Raw genomic sequence first — 13,118 nt, 5'->3', positions numbered from 1 at the left:
TTCAGTTGCAGCCGCAGCCGCCGCCGCCGACACCCGCGCCGCCGGAAGCGGCTTCACGGCTCGTATAGATATGGTCGGCATAACGGGTTTCGAGCTTGTCGCCGCCGAACGTCATCTCCGGCTTGGCCAGGTTGCCTTTTTCCCAGGGCTGGACGGTGGCGCAGCCCGCCAGCGCCAGCAGCGCCGGCGCGGTCAGGAAGAGGACAAGGAAGCGCGCCCTCATTTCGCACCTCCCAGCGCTTTCTGGATCACCTGTTCGAGTTGCGCGCGGTCGGCCTCCTTGAAGCCGGCGTGCTCGTACAGGACCTTGCCGTCCGGGCCGACCAGGACGCTGCTCGGCATGCCCTTGATGCCGTAGGCGCGCGGCGTGGCGCCGGCCGGGTCGAAGGCGATCGTGAAGCGCGCGGGCGTCTCGGCCAGGAAGCGGCGCGCGTCGTCGCTCTTCGCGTCGAGGTTCACGCCCACGACCTGCAGCCCGCGCGCGCCGTAGCGCGCCTGCATCTCGTTCATCCACGGGAAGGACTGGCGGCACGGGCCGCACCACGAGGCCCAGAAATCCACGTACACGAGCCGGCCCTGGAACTTCGCCAGCTGCACCGTGCCATCCTTGCCCGGCAGGTCGAACTGCGGCGCCGCGGCGCCTTTATCGAGCGCGGAGGCGGTCGATGCCTCCAGCGCCGCGGCCAGCACCACCGCCATGCGCAGTACGCGCGTCGTACGGGCGCCCATTACTTCACCTCCTTGCGGACGACGCGGCGCCATCCCAGCACGCCGAACGACAGCACCACCAGCAGCGCCAGCACCGGATCGTTGCCGTTCCTGATGGAAGAGCAGCCGCCGCCGCCGGCGTTCTGCGGCGCTTGCACGGTCTGTACATTGCCCTTGCCGCTCAACGCGACGTTCCAGGTGCCGCCGCCGTCGGCCGCGAGCGCCAGGCTGCCGGCCGCGTCGCCTGCGCCGACCGGCGTGAAGCGCACCACCAGGTCGCAGCTCGCGCCCGGCTGCAAGGTGAACGGGACGGCCGCGCAACCCGATGCATCGGCCTGCAGCGCGAACGGACCGGAGAACGTGGCGGCCGTCACCGTCGCCACATTACCGCCCGTATTGGTCAGCGTGATGTGGTGCGTGGGTGCGGTGCCGTTGACGTCCGCGGCGCCGAAGTCGAAGGATTGCGGATTCACCGTCAGCATCGGCACCGGCACGGCGACGCCGGTCCCGCCCAGGGCCACGGTGAACTGGGTGCCCGCGTCCGTCATCAGCACGAGGGTCCCGGCGCGCTGGCCGGCGGCCGTCGGCTTGAAGCCGATGTCGATGGTGCAGCTGGCCGCTGCGGCGACGGATGCGTTGGTCGCGCAGGTGCCGCCCAACACGAAGTCGGCCGCCTGCGCGCCGTCCAGCACGAGCGAGGCGATTGTCATTGCGGCCGTACCGCCGTTCGACAGCGTGATGGTGTGCGCCGCGGCGCTTTTACCCACTTGCGTGTCGGCGAAGGCGACCGGTCCCGCTTCGGACAGCGCGGGCTTGGCCACGGGCGCCGTGGTGCCGGTGCCGCTGATCGTCACTTGCAGCGGCGCCGCGTTCGACGTGACCGCCAGCGTGGCGGCCGCGGCGCCTGCCGCCGTCGGTGCGAAGGATAGGGTCACGGTGCAGCTGGCGCCCACCGCCAGCGACGTGCCGCAGGTTTTATTCGCGATGGCGACGGTGGTCGCGCCCGAGACGGCGATGCCGTTCAGCGCCAGCGCCACGTTGCCCTTGTTTGCCAGCGTGACCGTCTGCGTGGCGGCCGGGGCGCCGATCGTCTGCGAGCCGAACGACACGGCCGACGGGCTGGCCGTGACGGCCGGCGCGGCCGCGGCCACGGTGCCGGACAGCGGCACGGATACGGCGCCGTTGGAGGCGTTCGACGCCAGCGCGAGATTGCCGCTGAACGCGCCGTTGCCGGAAGATTTCGCGGTCACGGTCACGGTGCAGCTGCCGCCCGCCGCGACCGGTGCGGCGGTGCTGCAGCTGCCGCCCAACGTGAACACGCCGGCGTTGGCGCCGCCGACGGCGATGCTGCTGAAGGTCAGCGCGGCCTGCCCCGTGTTGCTGACGGTGACGTTCTGCGCGGGCGATGCGGTGCCGGCGACGAGGGCGCCGAAGTCGATGGCATTGGCCGACAGCGCGATGGTCGGCTGCGCCACGGCGTTGCCGGTGCCGGAGAGCGCCACGGTGCTGGAACCGCCCGTGGCATTGTGCGCGATGACGAGCGACGCGCTGCGCGCACCGGCGGCGCCAGGCTTGAAGCCGATCTGCACGGTGCAGCTGGCGCCGGCCGCGAGCGATGCGCCGTTGGCGCAGGTGCCGCCGCTGATGGCGTAGTCGCCCGCGGCCGCGCCGGAGAGGCTCAACGTGCCGACGGTCAGCGCCGCGTTGCCCGTATTGGACAGTGTGGTGGCGAGCGGCGACGCCGACTGGCCGATGGTGGTGGCCGCGAAGCTCAGCGAGGCCGGATTGACGGCGGCCGCCGGCGCGGCGGTCACGGTCGGGTTGCCGATGAAGGCGGCGAGATCCGCGATTTCCGCCGTCGTGAAGTGCCCGTTGAACAGCGTGCCCATGCCGCCCTTGTTGGCGGCGAAGGCGTTGCTGATCACGCTCGGATTATTCGCCGCGGCGAGGATGCCGTTGACGTTCGCGGCGGGCGAAGCGCCGTGGCACGACGAGCAGCTGGTGCCGCCGCCAACCGACCCGTTCAGGTACAGGTTCTTGCCGTTCAACGCATCGGCGGCGTGCACGGCCGGGACGATGGCAAGCAGGACGAGTACGGAGGAGAGACTTCGATGCAGCCCGATCATAGGGGACTCCCAAATTCGTTCAAAGGACACAGCCACCGAGGGCCAGTGCATTCATCCCGCAGTGCGCCAGTGCGCACAGGCGCCAGTCGCGGCTGCGCTGGTAGAGCAGCGCCAGCGCCAGTCCCGGCGCCAGCACCAGCCCGACCGCGCGCCAGCCGGAACCGGCATGCAGCAACGCGAACGCGGCCGCCGACAGGGCCGCCGGCACGGGCGCCGCGCGTCGGATCAGCCACTCCTGCAGCCCGGCCCGCACCACCCATTCCTCCAGCACGGGCGCCAGCAACAGCAGACGCACCAGCGCAGCGGCGTCGGGCGCGACGAGCTGGCCGGTGCAAACCAGCTGCTTGGACATCAGGGCAATGGATGGCATGAACGACACAGCGGACCCGATCGGCTACCGGTAGCGGTTGCTACTACGGAAATCGTCCGGTTAATACCGATGGGGGCGGAAAGGTTCAGGCGAATTGAAAAAAAATTATGGACAGCGCACCAGTGGCGCCTGCACGGTGTCAAAACGGCAGGTTTGTCACATCCACCATGCCGCGTAACGCGCGGAAATGGATCGTCGTCAAACAAACATCGTAGGTAGAATCGATGTGGTTGAGGTTCTTCAACTCGTGCGCGTTTGCGCCAGATCGACACGGCATGGCTGCGCCGCTTGGCAGACTACGTTCATGACAAATTACCGCGACAACCGCGTCCCGGGCGGGACTTTTTTCTTTACGGTGCGTCTGCTGGATCGGGACAGCACCCTGCTGACGGACCATTTCTCCGCGTTCGGCGAAGCGATGCGCCAGGCGCGCGTGCGCAAGCCGTTCCACGTCGACGCCTGGGTCGTGCTGCCGGACCACGCGCACGCGATCTGGACGCTCCCGCCGGGCGACCACGACTGCGCGTTGCGCTGGCGCGCGGTCAAGATCGCCTTTTCCAAGGCCCTCCATAAAGCCTGCCTGCCGGGCGGCGCGAAGGCGAAGGGCGATGCGGGCACGGGCGACGGCACCATCTGGGAGCGCCACTACCGCGACTACCGCGTGGGCGACGACGAGGAATATTCGAGCCTGATCGACTACGTGCACAGCAATCCGATGCGCCACGGCTTTTGCCAGCATCCGGCGGAATGGCCGTGGTCGTCGCTGCACCGCTTCGTCGCCGCCGGCTTCACGCCGCCCGCGCGGCCGCTCGCGCCGCCGCCCTGGATGCGGCCGGCAAATCAGCCGACACGGAAAATCCGCAGGCAGACCACTTTTTAATGAACGACTTTTTGCGGCAAGCGCGTTCGGCTGGACTACCGGCGGGCTCGTTGTACGTCGAGAAAGTGCCCAAAACCGGGCTCTGACCCCGAATTGTCGATTTATCGGGCGAAAAAAAGGGCCCGCAGGCCCTTTTTTCTTGGCTCAACCGGGACGCTTAGAAGCTGTAGCGCGCACCCACGGTCCAGGCGTCGGCCTTGGCGCCGAACGACTTGCTCTTGCCGTAGCGCTCATACTCGGCGGTCAGTGCGACCTGCTGGTTGAGGTTGTACTGGAGGCCGACCGCGCCGTAGGCACCGGTGTCGGTGTCCTTGAGGTTCAGGGCGGCGCTTTCCAGCTTGCGCTCGCTGTGCTGCAGGCCCAGCTTGCCGTACACGGCGAACTGGTCGTTCACTGGCATGTTGTACTTGCCGGCGATGTAGTAGCTGGAGCCCTTCGTGCGGCCGCTCGCGTTGGTGCCGTTGGCGCTGTAATTGAAATCGGAGTTGCGGAAGTCGGTGTAACCCGCTTCGGCGCCCCAGTTCTGGTCGAATTCATAACCACCGAAGATCTTGCCCGAGGCCTTGTAGCCGTCGCTGTCGAAGTTGGTCAGGCCGCCGACCGACGAATTCTCGTGGTCCGCCGTCGCAATGCCGACGCCGACATAGGCGTGCGGTTGGGTGGTTTGGGCTTGGGCCGCGCCCATGGCGGCAGTACTTGCGATCAGTGCAACGATGAGCTTTTTCATATTGCGGATTCCTTTGCGTTGTTTGACTGGTTCGCAATTCCAGCGAATCGCGATGTGGTCAAGATAGCACCGCAAATTGGTGAAGTCCGTCCAGAAGTCGTAAGACTTGTAATCGAATGTAACTTAATGACCCCAAGTTCATTAGTGATTTAAAGAAAATTGAGTCTAGATAAAACCAATTTAACTCACGTAACGAAAAGTTAGGTTGAGCCGTGGTCCAACCAGTTTGGCCGTCTTGTTGATGCCGTGCCGCCAGTGCGCCTGCAGGGTCCCTGCCATCAACACCAGGCTGCCGTCCGTCAGGTCGAGTTTCACGGTGCGTTGATTGCGCCGATGGCGCAGGATAAAAGTGCGGGTGGCGCCATAGCTGAGCGAGGCGATGACCGGTCGCGGGCCCAGCTCCGGCTCGTCGTCGCTGTGCATGCCCATGCTGTCGGCGCCGTCGCGGTAGTAATTCAGCAGCACGCTGTTGTAGCGCTGTCCGGTGACGCGCTCGACCGCCGCGCGCAACTGCGCCAGCAGCGGCGTCAGCGGCAGCGGTTGCAGGGTCAGGCCGGAATACGTGTAGCTCGCCTCGCCATACCAGGCCGTCAGGCGCGGCTGCAGGTAGCGCTTGCCGTACACGACGACGGTGTCGGCGCGCCAGGGCGTTTCGTCAAGGAGGCGCGCCAGGATCTCGGCATTGCCGATCGGCATGGGAAGCTGGGGCAGCATGGACAATTCGCCATCCTCGATGGGGATAGTGACCAGTTCCATACCTGTGGAAAACAAATCCATTCGACAATATTGCTATGATGGCGACATCCCATCGACCAGGCATTTTCTCATGAACAAACGCCAGTTCCTCGGCGCCGCGGCGGCGGCCGGCGCCTTTCCCATCGCCAGCCAGGCAGCACAACCGTCCGGGCGCGGCCCGACCCTGCTGACGGTCACCGGCGCCATCGCGCGCAGCAACCGCGGTCCGCTCGACCCGGCGCTGGACCAGATGATGCACAAGCACCAGGTCACTTTTACGAAGGCGTGGACCTTCGATTACGCCAGCCTGCTGGCGCTGCCGCAGCAGACGATCCGCCCGACGCTGGAATACGACGGCAAGCCGCATACCCTGCGCGGTCCGCTGCTGCTGGACGTGCTGGCGCATGCCGGGGCGACATTGAACGACAAGGGTAGCGTGGTGCTGCGCGCCGTGGACGGCTACAACGTCGAACTGCCCGTCGCGCAGGCGCGCGCGCGGCGCTTCATCGTCGCGACGCACATCGACGGCAATCCGATGCCGCTGGGAGGCCTTGGGCCGCTATGGGCCGTGTACGACGCCGACCGGGTCCCGGAGATGGCGGCGCTGCCGTTGCCGCAGCGCTTTCCAGCCTGTCCGTGGGCGCTGTATCACGTCGAAGTGAGTCACGCCGACGCGAAGGGGTGACCTGGATCAGGCGTAGGCTTCGGCCAGGCTCATCACGCGCGGCGCGATCTTGATGCCGACGTTGCCGAACAGGGTGTCGATCGCGGCCAGGTTGGCCGCGCATTCGTCCGTCTTCCAGCCGTTGAAGAGGTCGGTGCCGTTCTTCTGGAAGTGCATGTCGAGCACCTTGCCCTTATCCTTGTGGATATAGTTCTGTTGGTAGATGTTCTCGAACCCGAGCTCGGCCAGGGCGGTCAGCACGGCCTGCGGCGGATTGTCGGGGTCGGTCGCCAGGAATACGCCAAACGTCTTGCCGGGCGGCTTGGCCGCCACGTCGACTTCGTAAATGCCGGGTGCCTTGGTGACACTGGTGCTTTTCAGGAACAGCATGCTGTCTTCCTCCACGCATGGCGGATCGGGCCGCCATTCAATAAATTGAAATCAGACACAGCTTATTGCAGTATGGGAACTTTGTCGACCAATGGTTTTCGAGATTTTGCTCTACTGCAACAGCGCGCTGTGCACTCATTGTGACAACAGCCCGACCGCGCTGCCCGCGACGAGCGCGCCGCACGCGACCATGCCGACGATAAAGCCGAGCTCGCGCTTGGACGGATCGCGGTAATACCCCAGCGCATACAAGATCCGCCCGACGCACCACAGCAGCCCGCCCGCGGCCGCCCAGCGGTCGCCCAGGTAGTGGCCGCACAGCCACAACGGGCCCAGCACGAGCGGCAGCTGCTCCAGCGTGTTCGCCTGCACCCGTTGAAAGGTCTGGAACGGCAGCGGCCCGTCCATGGACGGCGCCGGGACCTTGTATTTGTTTCTCGCCCAGCCGGCCATGATGCCCGTCCAGAAATAGACGCCGAGTGCGGCCAGCGTCGCCCATGCGGTCAATACCATTGTGTTCTCCATAACAACAAAAAAGCCCATCTGTCCCCCACAGATAGGCTTTTTACAACATGGCGCCAAATGGCGCAATAAGGCTGACTTATGTCTGCTCAGCTCGGGCGGCGGCGGCGGCGCAGACCCAGCGCCAGCACGCCGGCACCTAGCAACGCGAGCGAGGCCGGTTCCGGCACGTCAGTCGTCGAGCCGGCGCCATTCACCCGAATAGCCGGTAAGGCGTAATTGTTGCTGAAACCTTGCCCTTGCATGCCTTCCAGTCCACGGTAGACGCCCTGATCCCAAGTCACGTTTCGATTGGTGTATAAAAAATTCTGATTCGACAATCCGTCGAACGAGAACTCGATCAGGTAATTCCAACGTTCGGTCATGTAAAACTCGGGAAATTGAAAGTCGATCCAGGCGAGGCCGTTGGTCGTGACGTTCGCACTGCCGGATGCGACCGTCCCGGTCTTCGCGTAACCATCGCCCAGGGTGTCGATCACGTACAAGCCCCAGTGCAGATCCACATTGGTCAGGTCTTGATAGATGCCGATGCTCGATATGCCTTCCTGGGTAATCACGGTAAAACCGATACCGCGGCCGCTCCAATACCCGTCATTCGAATGCGTCGAATACACCCTGCCCGTCGGGTCGTTGGGTGGAACGAACGTCACAGGCGTGGCGGCCGCCAGACTGCTCGCGAAGAACGTTACGCTTGCCACAACGGCTTTCCAAAATTTGTTAAACATCATGACTCCCTCTCTAGGTTGTTGTAACGCGAGAGAGAGCAAAAGTGATGCCTAAATATCGTTTTTTTGTAAAAACAAGGGGTTACGATGCAAGCGAAAAGGTGTCGTCGTAAATTGTAAATTTTCTCGACAATCATCACGACACACGCGCGCTTCGCGCACGGACGAGTCGCCCGGTCGTGACCCCGCACGCGCCGGTTGCCCTACGTTCTAGGCGCGTGCGGAACCCTTGCGCCGCGCCACGTCCCACGTCGCCGTGGCGAGCGCGTCGTACAGGGCTCCCGTCGGGCCGTCCCAGGCCGCGACGGCTGCATGCTGGCGCGCCACGGTCGCCGCGTCGCCGCGCGCGATCGGTCCGGACAGCGCCGCTTCCGGCCCCAGCCTCAGCACGTTCGACAACGTTTCGGTGGCGAGCGGCCGCGCCAGTTCGCGCGCCACGTCGGCCGGGATGCCGGCCGCCTGGTAGGCGCGCAGCGCGGCGTCCATGACGGTCACGAGGTAGTTCGACGCGAACACGGCGGCCGCGTGATAAACGGTCTTGGCGGTCGGGTCGATCGGCACGGGCCGCGCGCCGATCGCCTCGAAGGCGGGCAGCAGGACCGCCAGCGCGGCGGCATCGCCCTCCACGCCGCAGAACGTGCCGTCGAACGCCGCCGCGACCGCGGCCGGATCGGCGAAGCTGCGCACCGGATGCACGCTGGCCACCGAGGCGCCCGCGCGGCGCAGCGCATCCAGTTCGCTTGATGCTTTCGCGCCGCTGCAGTGGAACACGACCGCGCCCGCCGGCGATGCCGATTGCGCCAGCGCGGCGGCGACGTCGGCGATCGCGTCGTCCGCCACGGCCAGCATCCACACGTCGGCCGGCCGCAGCGCGCCGGCGACGGGCGTACCGGCGCCGATGAACGCGGCGGCCGCGCGCGCGCTGTCGCTGCTGCGCGTTTTGATGTCCTGGACAACGAACACGCCGCGCCCCGCGAACAGGCGGCCGAGGGCGCGCCCCACGTGGCCGGCGCCGACGATGTTCAGGGTTGGCGGCATCAGAAGCGCGAACCCGGCTGGCGCAGGAATTCCACTTCTTCCGGCGTCGACGCGCGCCCGAGGATCTCGTTACGGTGCGGGAAGCGGCCGAAGCGCGCGATCACGCCACGGTGGCGGTGCGCGTAATCGAGCATCTCGTCGAAGCCCGGATGTTCGGCCGCCAGCACGCCGAACAGTTCGACGGCGCGCTCCTGCATGGAGGCGTCCTCGGCGTGCTCGAACGGCATGTAGGCGAAGGCGCGCTGCAGCGGCGCGAGCGCGCGGTCGGCGCCGCTGTCGACGAGCGCGCGCGCCGCCGCCAGCGCCAGGGAATCGCCGGCGAACGACAACGGCGTGTTGCGATGCGCGTTGCGGGTGAACTGGTCGAGTACGAGGATGCGCGCCAGCTGGCCTTGCGGCCCCTGCGCATCCCACTCGCGCAGGCCGCCGGCCAGCGCCTGGGCGATCGCCGCGCCGAAGCGCGTGCGGATGGTGTCGTCGAATGCGTCCTGCTTGACGAACCATTCGCGGCGCGGCTGGCCGGCCTCCGGGCTGCCGGGGGCGCCGAACCAGAAATCGAGAACGTCCTGGGCTGTCATCGTGGTCCTTTATTGTCCTTGTCAGTTGCGTGCGTGCGAAAGCTGGAAGCCGTCCACGCCCTCGAACGTCGCCAGTTCGCTGGCGAGCAGCGACAGCGGCGCGCCCGGCTTGCCGGCCAGTTCCAGCGCGACGAAATGCCATTCCTGGCAGCCCTTCTCGCTGGAGATCGTCAGCGAGCCGCCGGCGATTTCGTAGCCGCGGTCCAGCGCCGCCTGGCGCAGCGTCTCTTCCTGCGGATAGACGCCGGGCTTGAAATGCAGGGTGACGGCCACCGCATGGCGCGAGGGCAGCAGTCCGATCGCCTTGTTCAGGTAGATCATGATCATCGCGGAGAAAAACGCCAGGCCCATCGCGGCCATGTAGAAACCGAGGCCGACGAGGATGCCGATCACGGACGACGACCAGATCGACGCCGCCGTCGTCAGGCCGCTGATGTTGAAACCCGAGCGCATGATCACGCCGGCGCCGAGGAAGCCGATGCCCGTCACGACGCCCTGGACCACGCGCGTGGGATCGACCAGCGCGACGGACGAACCGTGCCCGCCGAACCAGTGGCTCGGATAGCCGGCGACGATGGTCAGCGCGCACGACGCCATGCACACGAGGCCATACGTGCGCATGCCGGCCGCGCGGCCGTGATAGGACCGCTCGTAGCCGACCATGAGGCCCAGCAGCAGCGCGCCGAACACGTTCAGCAGGATCAGGCCGTTGGTGGCCAGCTCCGCCTGCGACCAGTAGGCGCCGACCAGGTCGGGCAGGGTCAGGCCCAGGTCATTCGACACGGGGCCCGTCAAGGCTTTTTCCTGACCAGCTGTTTTTCGAATTCGACGTCGTGCTTGCTGACGCGTTTTACTTCTTGCGGACCGAGACCGTTCACGAAGGCCACGAAGTCGTCCAGTTCGAGCGGCGCGCACAGCGGCGGCGCGCCCGGTTTCTCGGACAAAAAGAAATGACCGTCGCCGGTGCGCGCCATCGAATACGAGGTCACGCCGGTGCGCCGTTTGAGCCGCTCGACGGCGGCGCTGGCGCGGGTGGAACGTGCGCTCGCCATGTCAGATCTCCCGGGTGCGCAGTTCGAGCCAGTCGCGCGCGGCGCCGCTCACGTGCGGCAGCAGGCGCGCGCGCACGCTGCGGTGGTAATCGTTCAGCCACGCGACCTCGTCGCCGCGCATCAGCGAGATGTCGATGCAGCGCGTGTCGATCGGGCACAGGGTCAGCGTTTCGAAGCCGAGGAATTCGCCGAACTCCCCGTTGTCGACGACGCGCGTGAGCACCAGGTTCTCGATGCGGATGCCCCACAGTCCCGGGCGATAGATGCCCGGTTCGTTCGACGTGATCATGCCCGGCTCCATGGCCGTATGCGGCTCCGGCGGCGCGGACGGCGAGATCACCTGCGGGCCCTCGTGCACGTTGAGGAAGTAGCCGACGCCGTGGCCGGTGCCATGGCCGTAATCGATGCCGGCGGCCCAGATCGGGGCGCGCGCCAGCGCGTCGAGCATCGGGCCTTTCGTCCCGCGCGGGAAGCGCGCCATGGACAGGGCGATCATCCCTTTCAGCACCAGCGTGAAATCGCGCTTCTGCGCGGCGGATGGCGTGCCGACGGGGACGACGCGCGTGATGTCCGTCGTGCCGCCCAGGTACTGGCCGCCGGAGTCGATCAGCAGCAGGCCGTCGCCTTCGATCACGGCGCAGTGTTCCGCTGCGGCCCGATAATGCATGATCGCGCCGTTGGCGTTGAAGCCGGCGATGGTGCCGAAGCTGGGGCTGACGAAGCCGCGACGGCGTGCACGCGCGGCCGTGATCCGTTCGTCGATGTGCACTTCGTTCAACGGCGCCCGATGCGCATCGGCCAGCGTCGCTTCGAGCCCGGCGAAGAATTCGCACAGGGCCGCGCCGTCCTGCTCCATCGTGGCGCGCACGTGGTCGATCTCGGCATCGAGCTTGCGCGATTTGGCGAACGTCGTCGGGTTGATGGCCTCCACCACGCGCACGCCTTGCGGCACGGCGGCGCGCATGCCGGCCGTGATGCGGCGCGGGTCGATCAGCAGACTGCTGTCGGCCGGCAGCGCGGCCAGCGCCTGCTGCGCCTGTTCGTACGGGGCCACGCGCACGCCATCCTGTTCGAGACGGGCGCGCAGGCCGGCGTCGATCTTGCCGTCGGCGACGAACAGCGTGGCGCCCGTCGCTTCCACGAGCGCGTGCGCGAGGAACACGGGATTGAAGCTGACGTCGGCGCCGCGCAGGTTGAACAGGTAGGCGATGTCGTCGAGGGTCGAGATGACATGGCGCTCGCCGCCCAGCTTCGCCATCGCATTGCGCGTCGCGTGCAGTTTGTCGGCGCGATCGAGCACCGCGTACGGCGCCGCGTGCTCGTACACCGGCTCGGGCGGCAGGCCGGGGCGGTCGCTCCAGATCTCGTCCAGCAGGTCGAGGTCGGTGCGCAGTGTTACGCCGCGCGCGGCGAGCGCATCGCCCAGCAGGCGCGCCACGGCCAGGCCCAGCACGCGCGCGTCGACGGCGACGGTGTTGCCTTCGTCGAGGTTGTCGGCCAGCCAGTCGATGTGCAGCAGGCTGGCGCCGGACGGGATCTTCATGAGCCTGATGTCGGTGCCGGCCAGTTCCTGCTCCGCCTGCGTGTAGTAGCGGCCGTCCGTCCAGACGCCGGCGAAGTCGTGCGTGGCGATGAAGGTGCCGACGGAGCCCGTGAAACCGGACAGCCATTCGCGGCCCTTCCAACGACCGGGCAGGTATTCGGACAGGTGCGGATCGGCGGACGGCACGATGACGGCGTCGACCCGGTGGCGCGCCATCGCGGCGCGCAGCTGGGCAAGGCGCGCGGCGCGCACATTGGAGGTGTCAGGTGCTGGCATGGTGCTCAATTGGATGTTCGGTTCGTCAAATCGGTATGATACGCCCTCCGCACCGGCATCGCGAACGCGGCCGCCGCCCCCAAGCTGACCGGAATCGCGCGCGGACGCAATCTGGCGGATAATCGCCTACCCAAGGATCATCCGAATCCTACAACCGACTCCGAAATATCATGCAAGACTTTCATTACAACCGCGCCCGCGCACTATTGGCCAACGCCGAGGAAATCGTCAGCGCGGACCAGGTGCAAGCGGCCGTACGCCACGTCGCCGACGTGCTGAACCAGCGTTTCGACAACGACGAGGCGAGCGATTTCCCGCTCGTGCTGGGCGTCATGGGCGGCGCGGTGGTGTTCACCGGCAACCTGCTGCCGCAGCTGAGCTTTCCCCTCGAATTCGACTACATCCACGTGACCCGCTACGGCGACCTCGATCGCGGCGGCGAAGTGGTGTGGAAAGTGATCCCGCGCCAGGACGTCACGGGCCGCACGATCATCATCGTCGACGACATCCTCGACGAAGGCGAAACGCTGGCCCACGTGAAGCAGCGCCTGCTCGACATGGGCGCGGCGGAGGTGATCCTGGCCGTGTTTGCCGACAAGGACCTGGGTAAAGTGAAACCGGTGCAGGCGGACATCGTCGGCCTGACGGTGCCGAACCAGTTCGTCGTCGGCTTCGGCATGGATGCGCACGGATACTGGCGCAACCTGCCGGGACTGTGGGTGATCCGCGACGCGGACAAGGTGCTGCAGGCGTAAGCGCCGATTACACCTGGCCGGCTCAACAC

17 protein-coding genes are annotated in these 13,118 nt (G+C 66.6%); 3 read left to right on the top strand and 14 right to left on the bottom strand.

The window, feature by feature from the left end; all coding sequences use genetic code 11:
• Position 1: 1 nt before the first annotated feature.
• The 4 genes from ACEN9Q_RS26160 to mrtJ are packed head-to-tail and all read right to left on the bottom strand — an operon-like array spanning position 2 to position 3,204.
• Entirely contained in the window at positions 2–223 is a 222-nt protein-coding gene (locus ACEN9Q_RS26160; protein ID WP_495626558.1) for a DUF4266 domain-containing protein, read from the bottom strand.
• Entirely contained in the window at positions 220–729 is a 510-nt protein-coding gene (locus ACEN9Q_RS26155) for a TlpA family protein disulfide reductase (protein WP_157202157.1), read from the bottom strand. Before ACEN9Q_RS26155 ends, ACEN9Q_RS26160 begins: the two co-directional genes overlap by 4 nt.
• Positions 729–2,834, bottom strand: coding sequence for a choice-of-anchor D domain-containing protein (locus ACEN9Q_RS26150; RefSeq protein ID WP_495626557.1), 2,106 nt, complete (start codon positions 2,832–2,834; stop codon positions 729–731). Before ACEN9Q_RS26150 ends, ACEN9Q_RS26155 begins: the two co-directional genes overlap by 1 nt.
• 19 nt (positions 2,835–2,853) lie before the next feature.
• Positions 2,854–3,204, bottom strand: a complete 351-nt coding sequence (gene mrtJ / locus ACEN9Q_RS26145; protein WP_229412898.1) for a JDVT-CTERM system glutamic-type intramembrane protease MrtJ — start codon at positions 3,202–3,204, stop codon at positions 2,854–2,856.
• A 304-nt stretch (positions 3,205–3,508) separates the two neighbouring features.
• Between mrtJ and ACEN9Q_RS26140 the strand changes: the two genes are divergently transcribed.
• Positions 3,509–4,084: an REP-associated tyrosine transposase gene (locus ACEN9Q_RS26140; protein ID WP_495626556.1), complete on the top strand. Its 576-nt coding sequence runs from the start codon at positions 3,509–3,511 to the stop codon at positions 4,082–4,084.
• A 157-nt stretch (positions 4,085–4,241) separates the two neighbouring features.
• Here the strand turns inward: ACEN9Q_RS26140 and ACEN9Q_RS26135 are convergent, their stop codons facing one another.
• A complete protein-coding gene (locus tag ACEN9Q_RS26135) occupies positions 4,242–4,811 on the bottom strand; it encodes a porin family protein (RefSeq protein ID WP_056437535.1) in 570 nt (189 codons plus the stop codon).
• A 180-nt stretch (positions 4,812–4,991) separates the two neighbouring features.
• Positions 4,992–5,567: an alpha-ketoglutarate-dependent dioxygenase AlkB family protein gene (locus tag ACEN9Q_RS26130; protein WP_229412592.1), complete on the bottom strand. Its 576-nt coding sequence runs from the start codon at positions 5,565–5,567 to the stop codon at positions 4,992–4,994.
• A gap of 70 nt (positions 5,568–5,637) precedes the next feature.
• On the opposite strand from ACEN9Q_RS26130, the gene ACEN9Q_RS26125 reads away from it, so the two are divergent.
• Entirely contained in the window at positions 5,638–6,231 is a 594-nt protein-coding gene (locus ACEN9Q_RS26125; protein ID WP_056437530.1) for a putative pterin-binding protein, read from the top strand.
• A 6-nt stretch (positions 6,232–6,237) separates the two neighbouring features.
• Here the strand turns inward: ACEN9Q_RS26125 and ACEN9Q_RS26120 are convergent, their stop codons facing one another.
• The 8 genes from ACEN9Q_RS26120 to ACEN9Q_RS26085 all read right to left on the bottom strand — a co-directional run bounded on the left by ACEN9Q_RS26120 (position 6,238) and on the right by ACEN9Q_RS26085 (position 12,334).
• A complete protein-coding gene (locus tag ACEN9Q_RS26120; RefSeq protein WP_495626555.1) occupies positions 6,238–6,600 on the bottom strand; it encodes a hypothetical protein in 363 nt (120 codons plus the stop codon).
• Between the two features lie 135 nt (positions 6,601–6,735).
• Positions 6,736–7,113: an MAPEG family protein gene (locus ACEN9Q_RS26115; RefSeq protein WP_495626554.1), complete on the bottom strand. Its 378-nt coding sequence runs from the start codon at positions 7,111–7,113 to the stop codon at positions 6,736–6,738.
• Between the two features lie 98 nt (positions 7,114–7,211).
• Positions 7,212–7,850, bottom strand: coding sequence for a PEP-CTERM sorting domain-containing protein (locus ACEN9Q_RS26110; RefSeq protein WP_082547758.1), 639 nt, complete (start codon positions 7,848–7,850; stop codon positions 7,212–7,214).
• A gap of 207 nt (positions 7,851–8,057) precedes the next feature.
• Positions 8,058–8,885, bottom strand: a complete 828-nt coding sequence (locus ACEN9Q_RS26105; RefSeq protein WP_495626553.1) for a Rossmann-like and DUF2520 domain-containing protein — start codon at positions 8,883–8,885, stop codon at positions 8,058–8,060.
• Positions 8,885–9,463 carry a DUF924 family protein gene (locus tag ACEN9Q_RS26100; RefSeq protein ID WP_495626552.1) on the bottom strand — a complete coding sequence of 193 codons (579 nt, stop codon included), beginning with the start codon at positions 9,461–9,463 and terminating at the stop codon, positions 8,885–8,887. Before ACEN9Q_RS26100 ends, ACEN9Q_RS26105 begins: the two co-directional genes overlap by 1 nt.
• 21 nt (positions 9,464–9,484) lie before the next feature.
• On the bottom strand, positions 9,485–10,258 hold the full coding sequence (locus tag ACEN9Q_RS26095) for an MgtC/SapB family protein (RefSeq protein WP_425261198.1): 774 nt from the start codon (positions 10,256–10,258) through the stop codon (positions 9,485–9,487).
• Entirely contained in the window at positions 10,255–10,515 is a 261-nt protein-coding gene (locus tag ACEN9Q_RS26090) for a hypothetical protein (RefSeq protein WP_056437512.1), read from the bottom strand. The genes ACEN9Q_RS26095 and ACEN9Q_RS26090 overlap by 4 nt, the downstream gene beginning before the upstream one ends.
• Position 10,516: 1 nt before the next feature.
• Entirely contained in the window at positions 10,517–12,334 is a 1,818-nt protein-coding gene (locus tag ACEN9Q_RS26085; RefSeq protein WP_495626551.1) for a M24 family metallopeptidase, read from the bottom strand.
• A gap of 170 nt (positions 12,335–12,504) precedes the next feature.
• Between ACEN9Q_RS26085 and ACEN9Q_RS26080 the strand changes: the two genes are divergently transcribed.
• Entirely contained in the window at positions 12,505–13,089 is a 585-nt protein-coding gene (locus ACEN9Q_RS26080) for a hypoxanthine-guanine phosphoribosyltransferase (protein WP_495626550.1), read from the top strand.
• Positions 13,090–13,118: the final 29 nt, after the last annotated feature.

The sequence above is a fragment of the Massilia sp. Masssp93 genome, assembly GCF_059491295.1.
Note: the sequence above shows the minus strand (reverse complement) of the source record. Positions and strands in the feature narration are given on the sequence as shown.

Bases quoted from the DNA above. Each gene is read 5' to 3' on its own strand.
- ACEN9Q_RS26160 (WP_495626558.1), bottom strand. From the start codon at position 223: ATGAGGGCGCGCTTCCTTGTCCTCTTCCTGACCGCGCCGGCGCTGCTG.
- ACEN9Q_RS26155 (WP_157202157.1), bottom strand. From the start codon at position 729: ATGGGCGCCCGTACGACGCGCGTACTGCGCATGGCGGTGGTGCTGGCC.
- ACEN9Q_RS26150 (WP_495626557.1), bottom strand. From the start codon at position 2,834: ATGATCGGGCTGCATCGAAGTCTCTCCTCCGTACTCGTCCTGCTTGCC.
- mrtJ (WP_229412898.1), bottom strand. From the start codon at position 3,204: ATGCCATCCATTGCCCTGATGTCCAAGCAGCTGGTTTGCACCGGCCAG.
- ACEN9Q_RS26140 (WP_495626556.1), top strand. From the start codon at position 3,509: ATGACAAATTACCGCGACAACCGCGTCCCGGGCGGGACTTTTTTCTTT.
- ACEN9Q_RS26135 (WP_056437535.1), bottom strand. From the start codon at position 4,811: ATGAAAAAGCTCATCGTTGCACTGATCGCAAGTACTGCCGCCATGGGC.
- ACEN9Q_RS26130 (WP_229412592.1), bottom strand. From the start codon at position 5,567: ATGGAACTGGTCACTATCCCCATCGAGGATGGCGAATTGTCCATGCTG.
- ACEN9Q_RS26125 (WP_056437530.1), top strand. From the start codon at position 5,638: ATGAACAAACGCCAGTTCCTCGGCGCCGCGGCGGCGGCCGGCGCCTTT.
- ACEN9Q_RS26120 (WP_495626555.1), bottom strand. From the start codon at position 6,600: ATGCTGTTCCTGAAAAGCACCAGTGTCACCAAGGCACCCGGCATTTAC.
- ACEN9Q_RS26115 (WP_495626554.1), bottom strand. From the start codon at position 7,113: ATGGTATTGACCGCATGGGCGACGCTGGCCGCACTCGGCGTCTATTTC.
- ACEN9Q_RS26110 (WP_082547758.1), bottom strand. From the start codon at position 7,850: ATGATGTTTAACAAATTTTGGAAAGCCGTTGTGGCAAGCGTAACGTTC.
- ACEN9Q_RS26105 (WP_495626553.1), bottom strand. From the start codon at position 8,885: ATGCCGCCAACCCTGAACATCGTCGGCGCCGGCCACGTGGGGCGCGCC.
- ACEN9Q_RS26100 (WP_495626552.1), bottom strand. From the start codon at position 9,463: ATGACAGCCCAGGACGTTCTCGATTTCTGGTTCGGCGCCCCCGGCAGC.
- ACEN9Q_RS26090 (WP_056437512.1), bottom strand. From the start codon at position 10,515: ATGGCGAGCGCACGTTCCACCCGCGCCAGCGCCGCCGTCGAGCGGCTC.
- ACEN9Q_RS26085 (WP_495626551.1), bottom strand. From the start codon at position 12,334: ATGCCAGCACCTGACACCTCCAATGTGCGCGCCGCGCGCCTTGCCCAG.
- ACEN9Q_RS26080 (WP_495626550.1), top strand. From the start codon at position 12,505: ATGCAAGACTTTCATTACAACCGCGCCCGCGCACTATTGGCCAACGCC.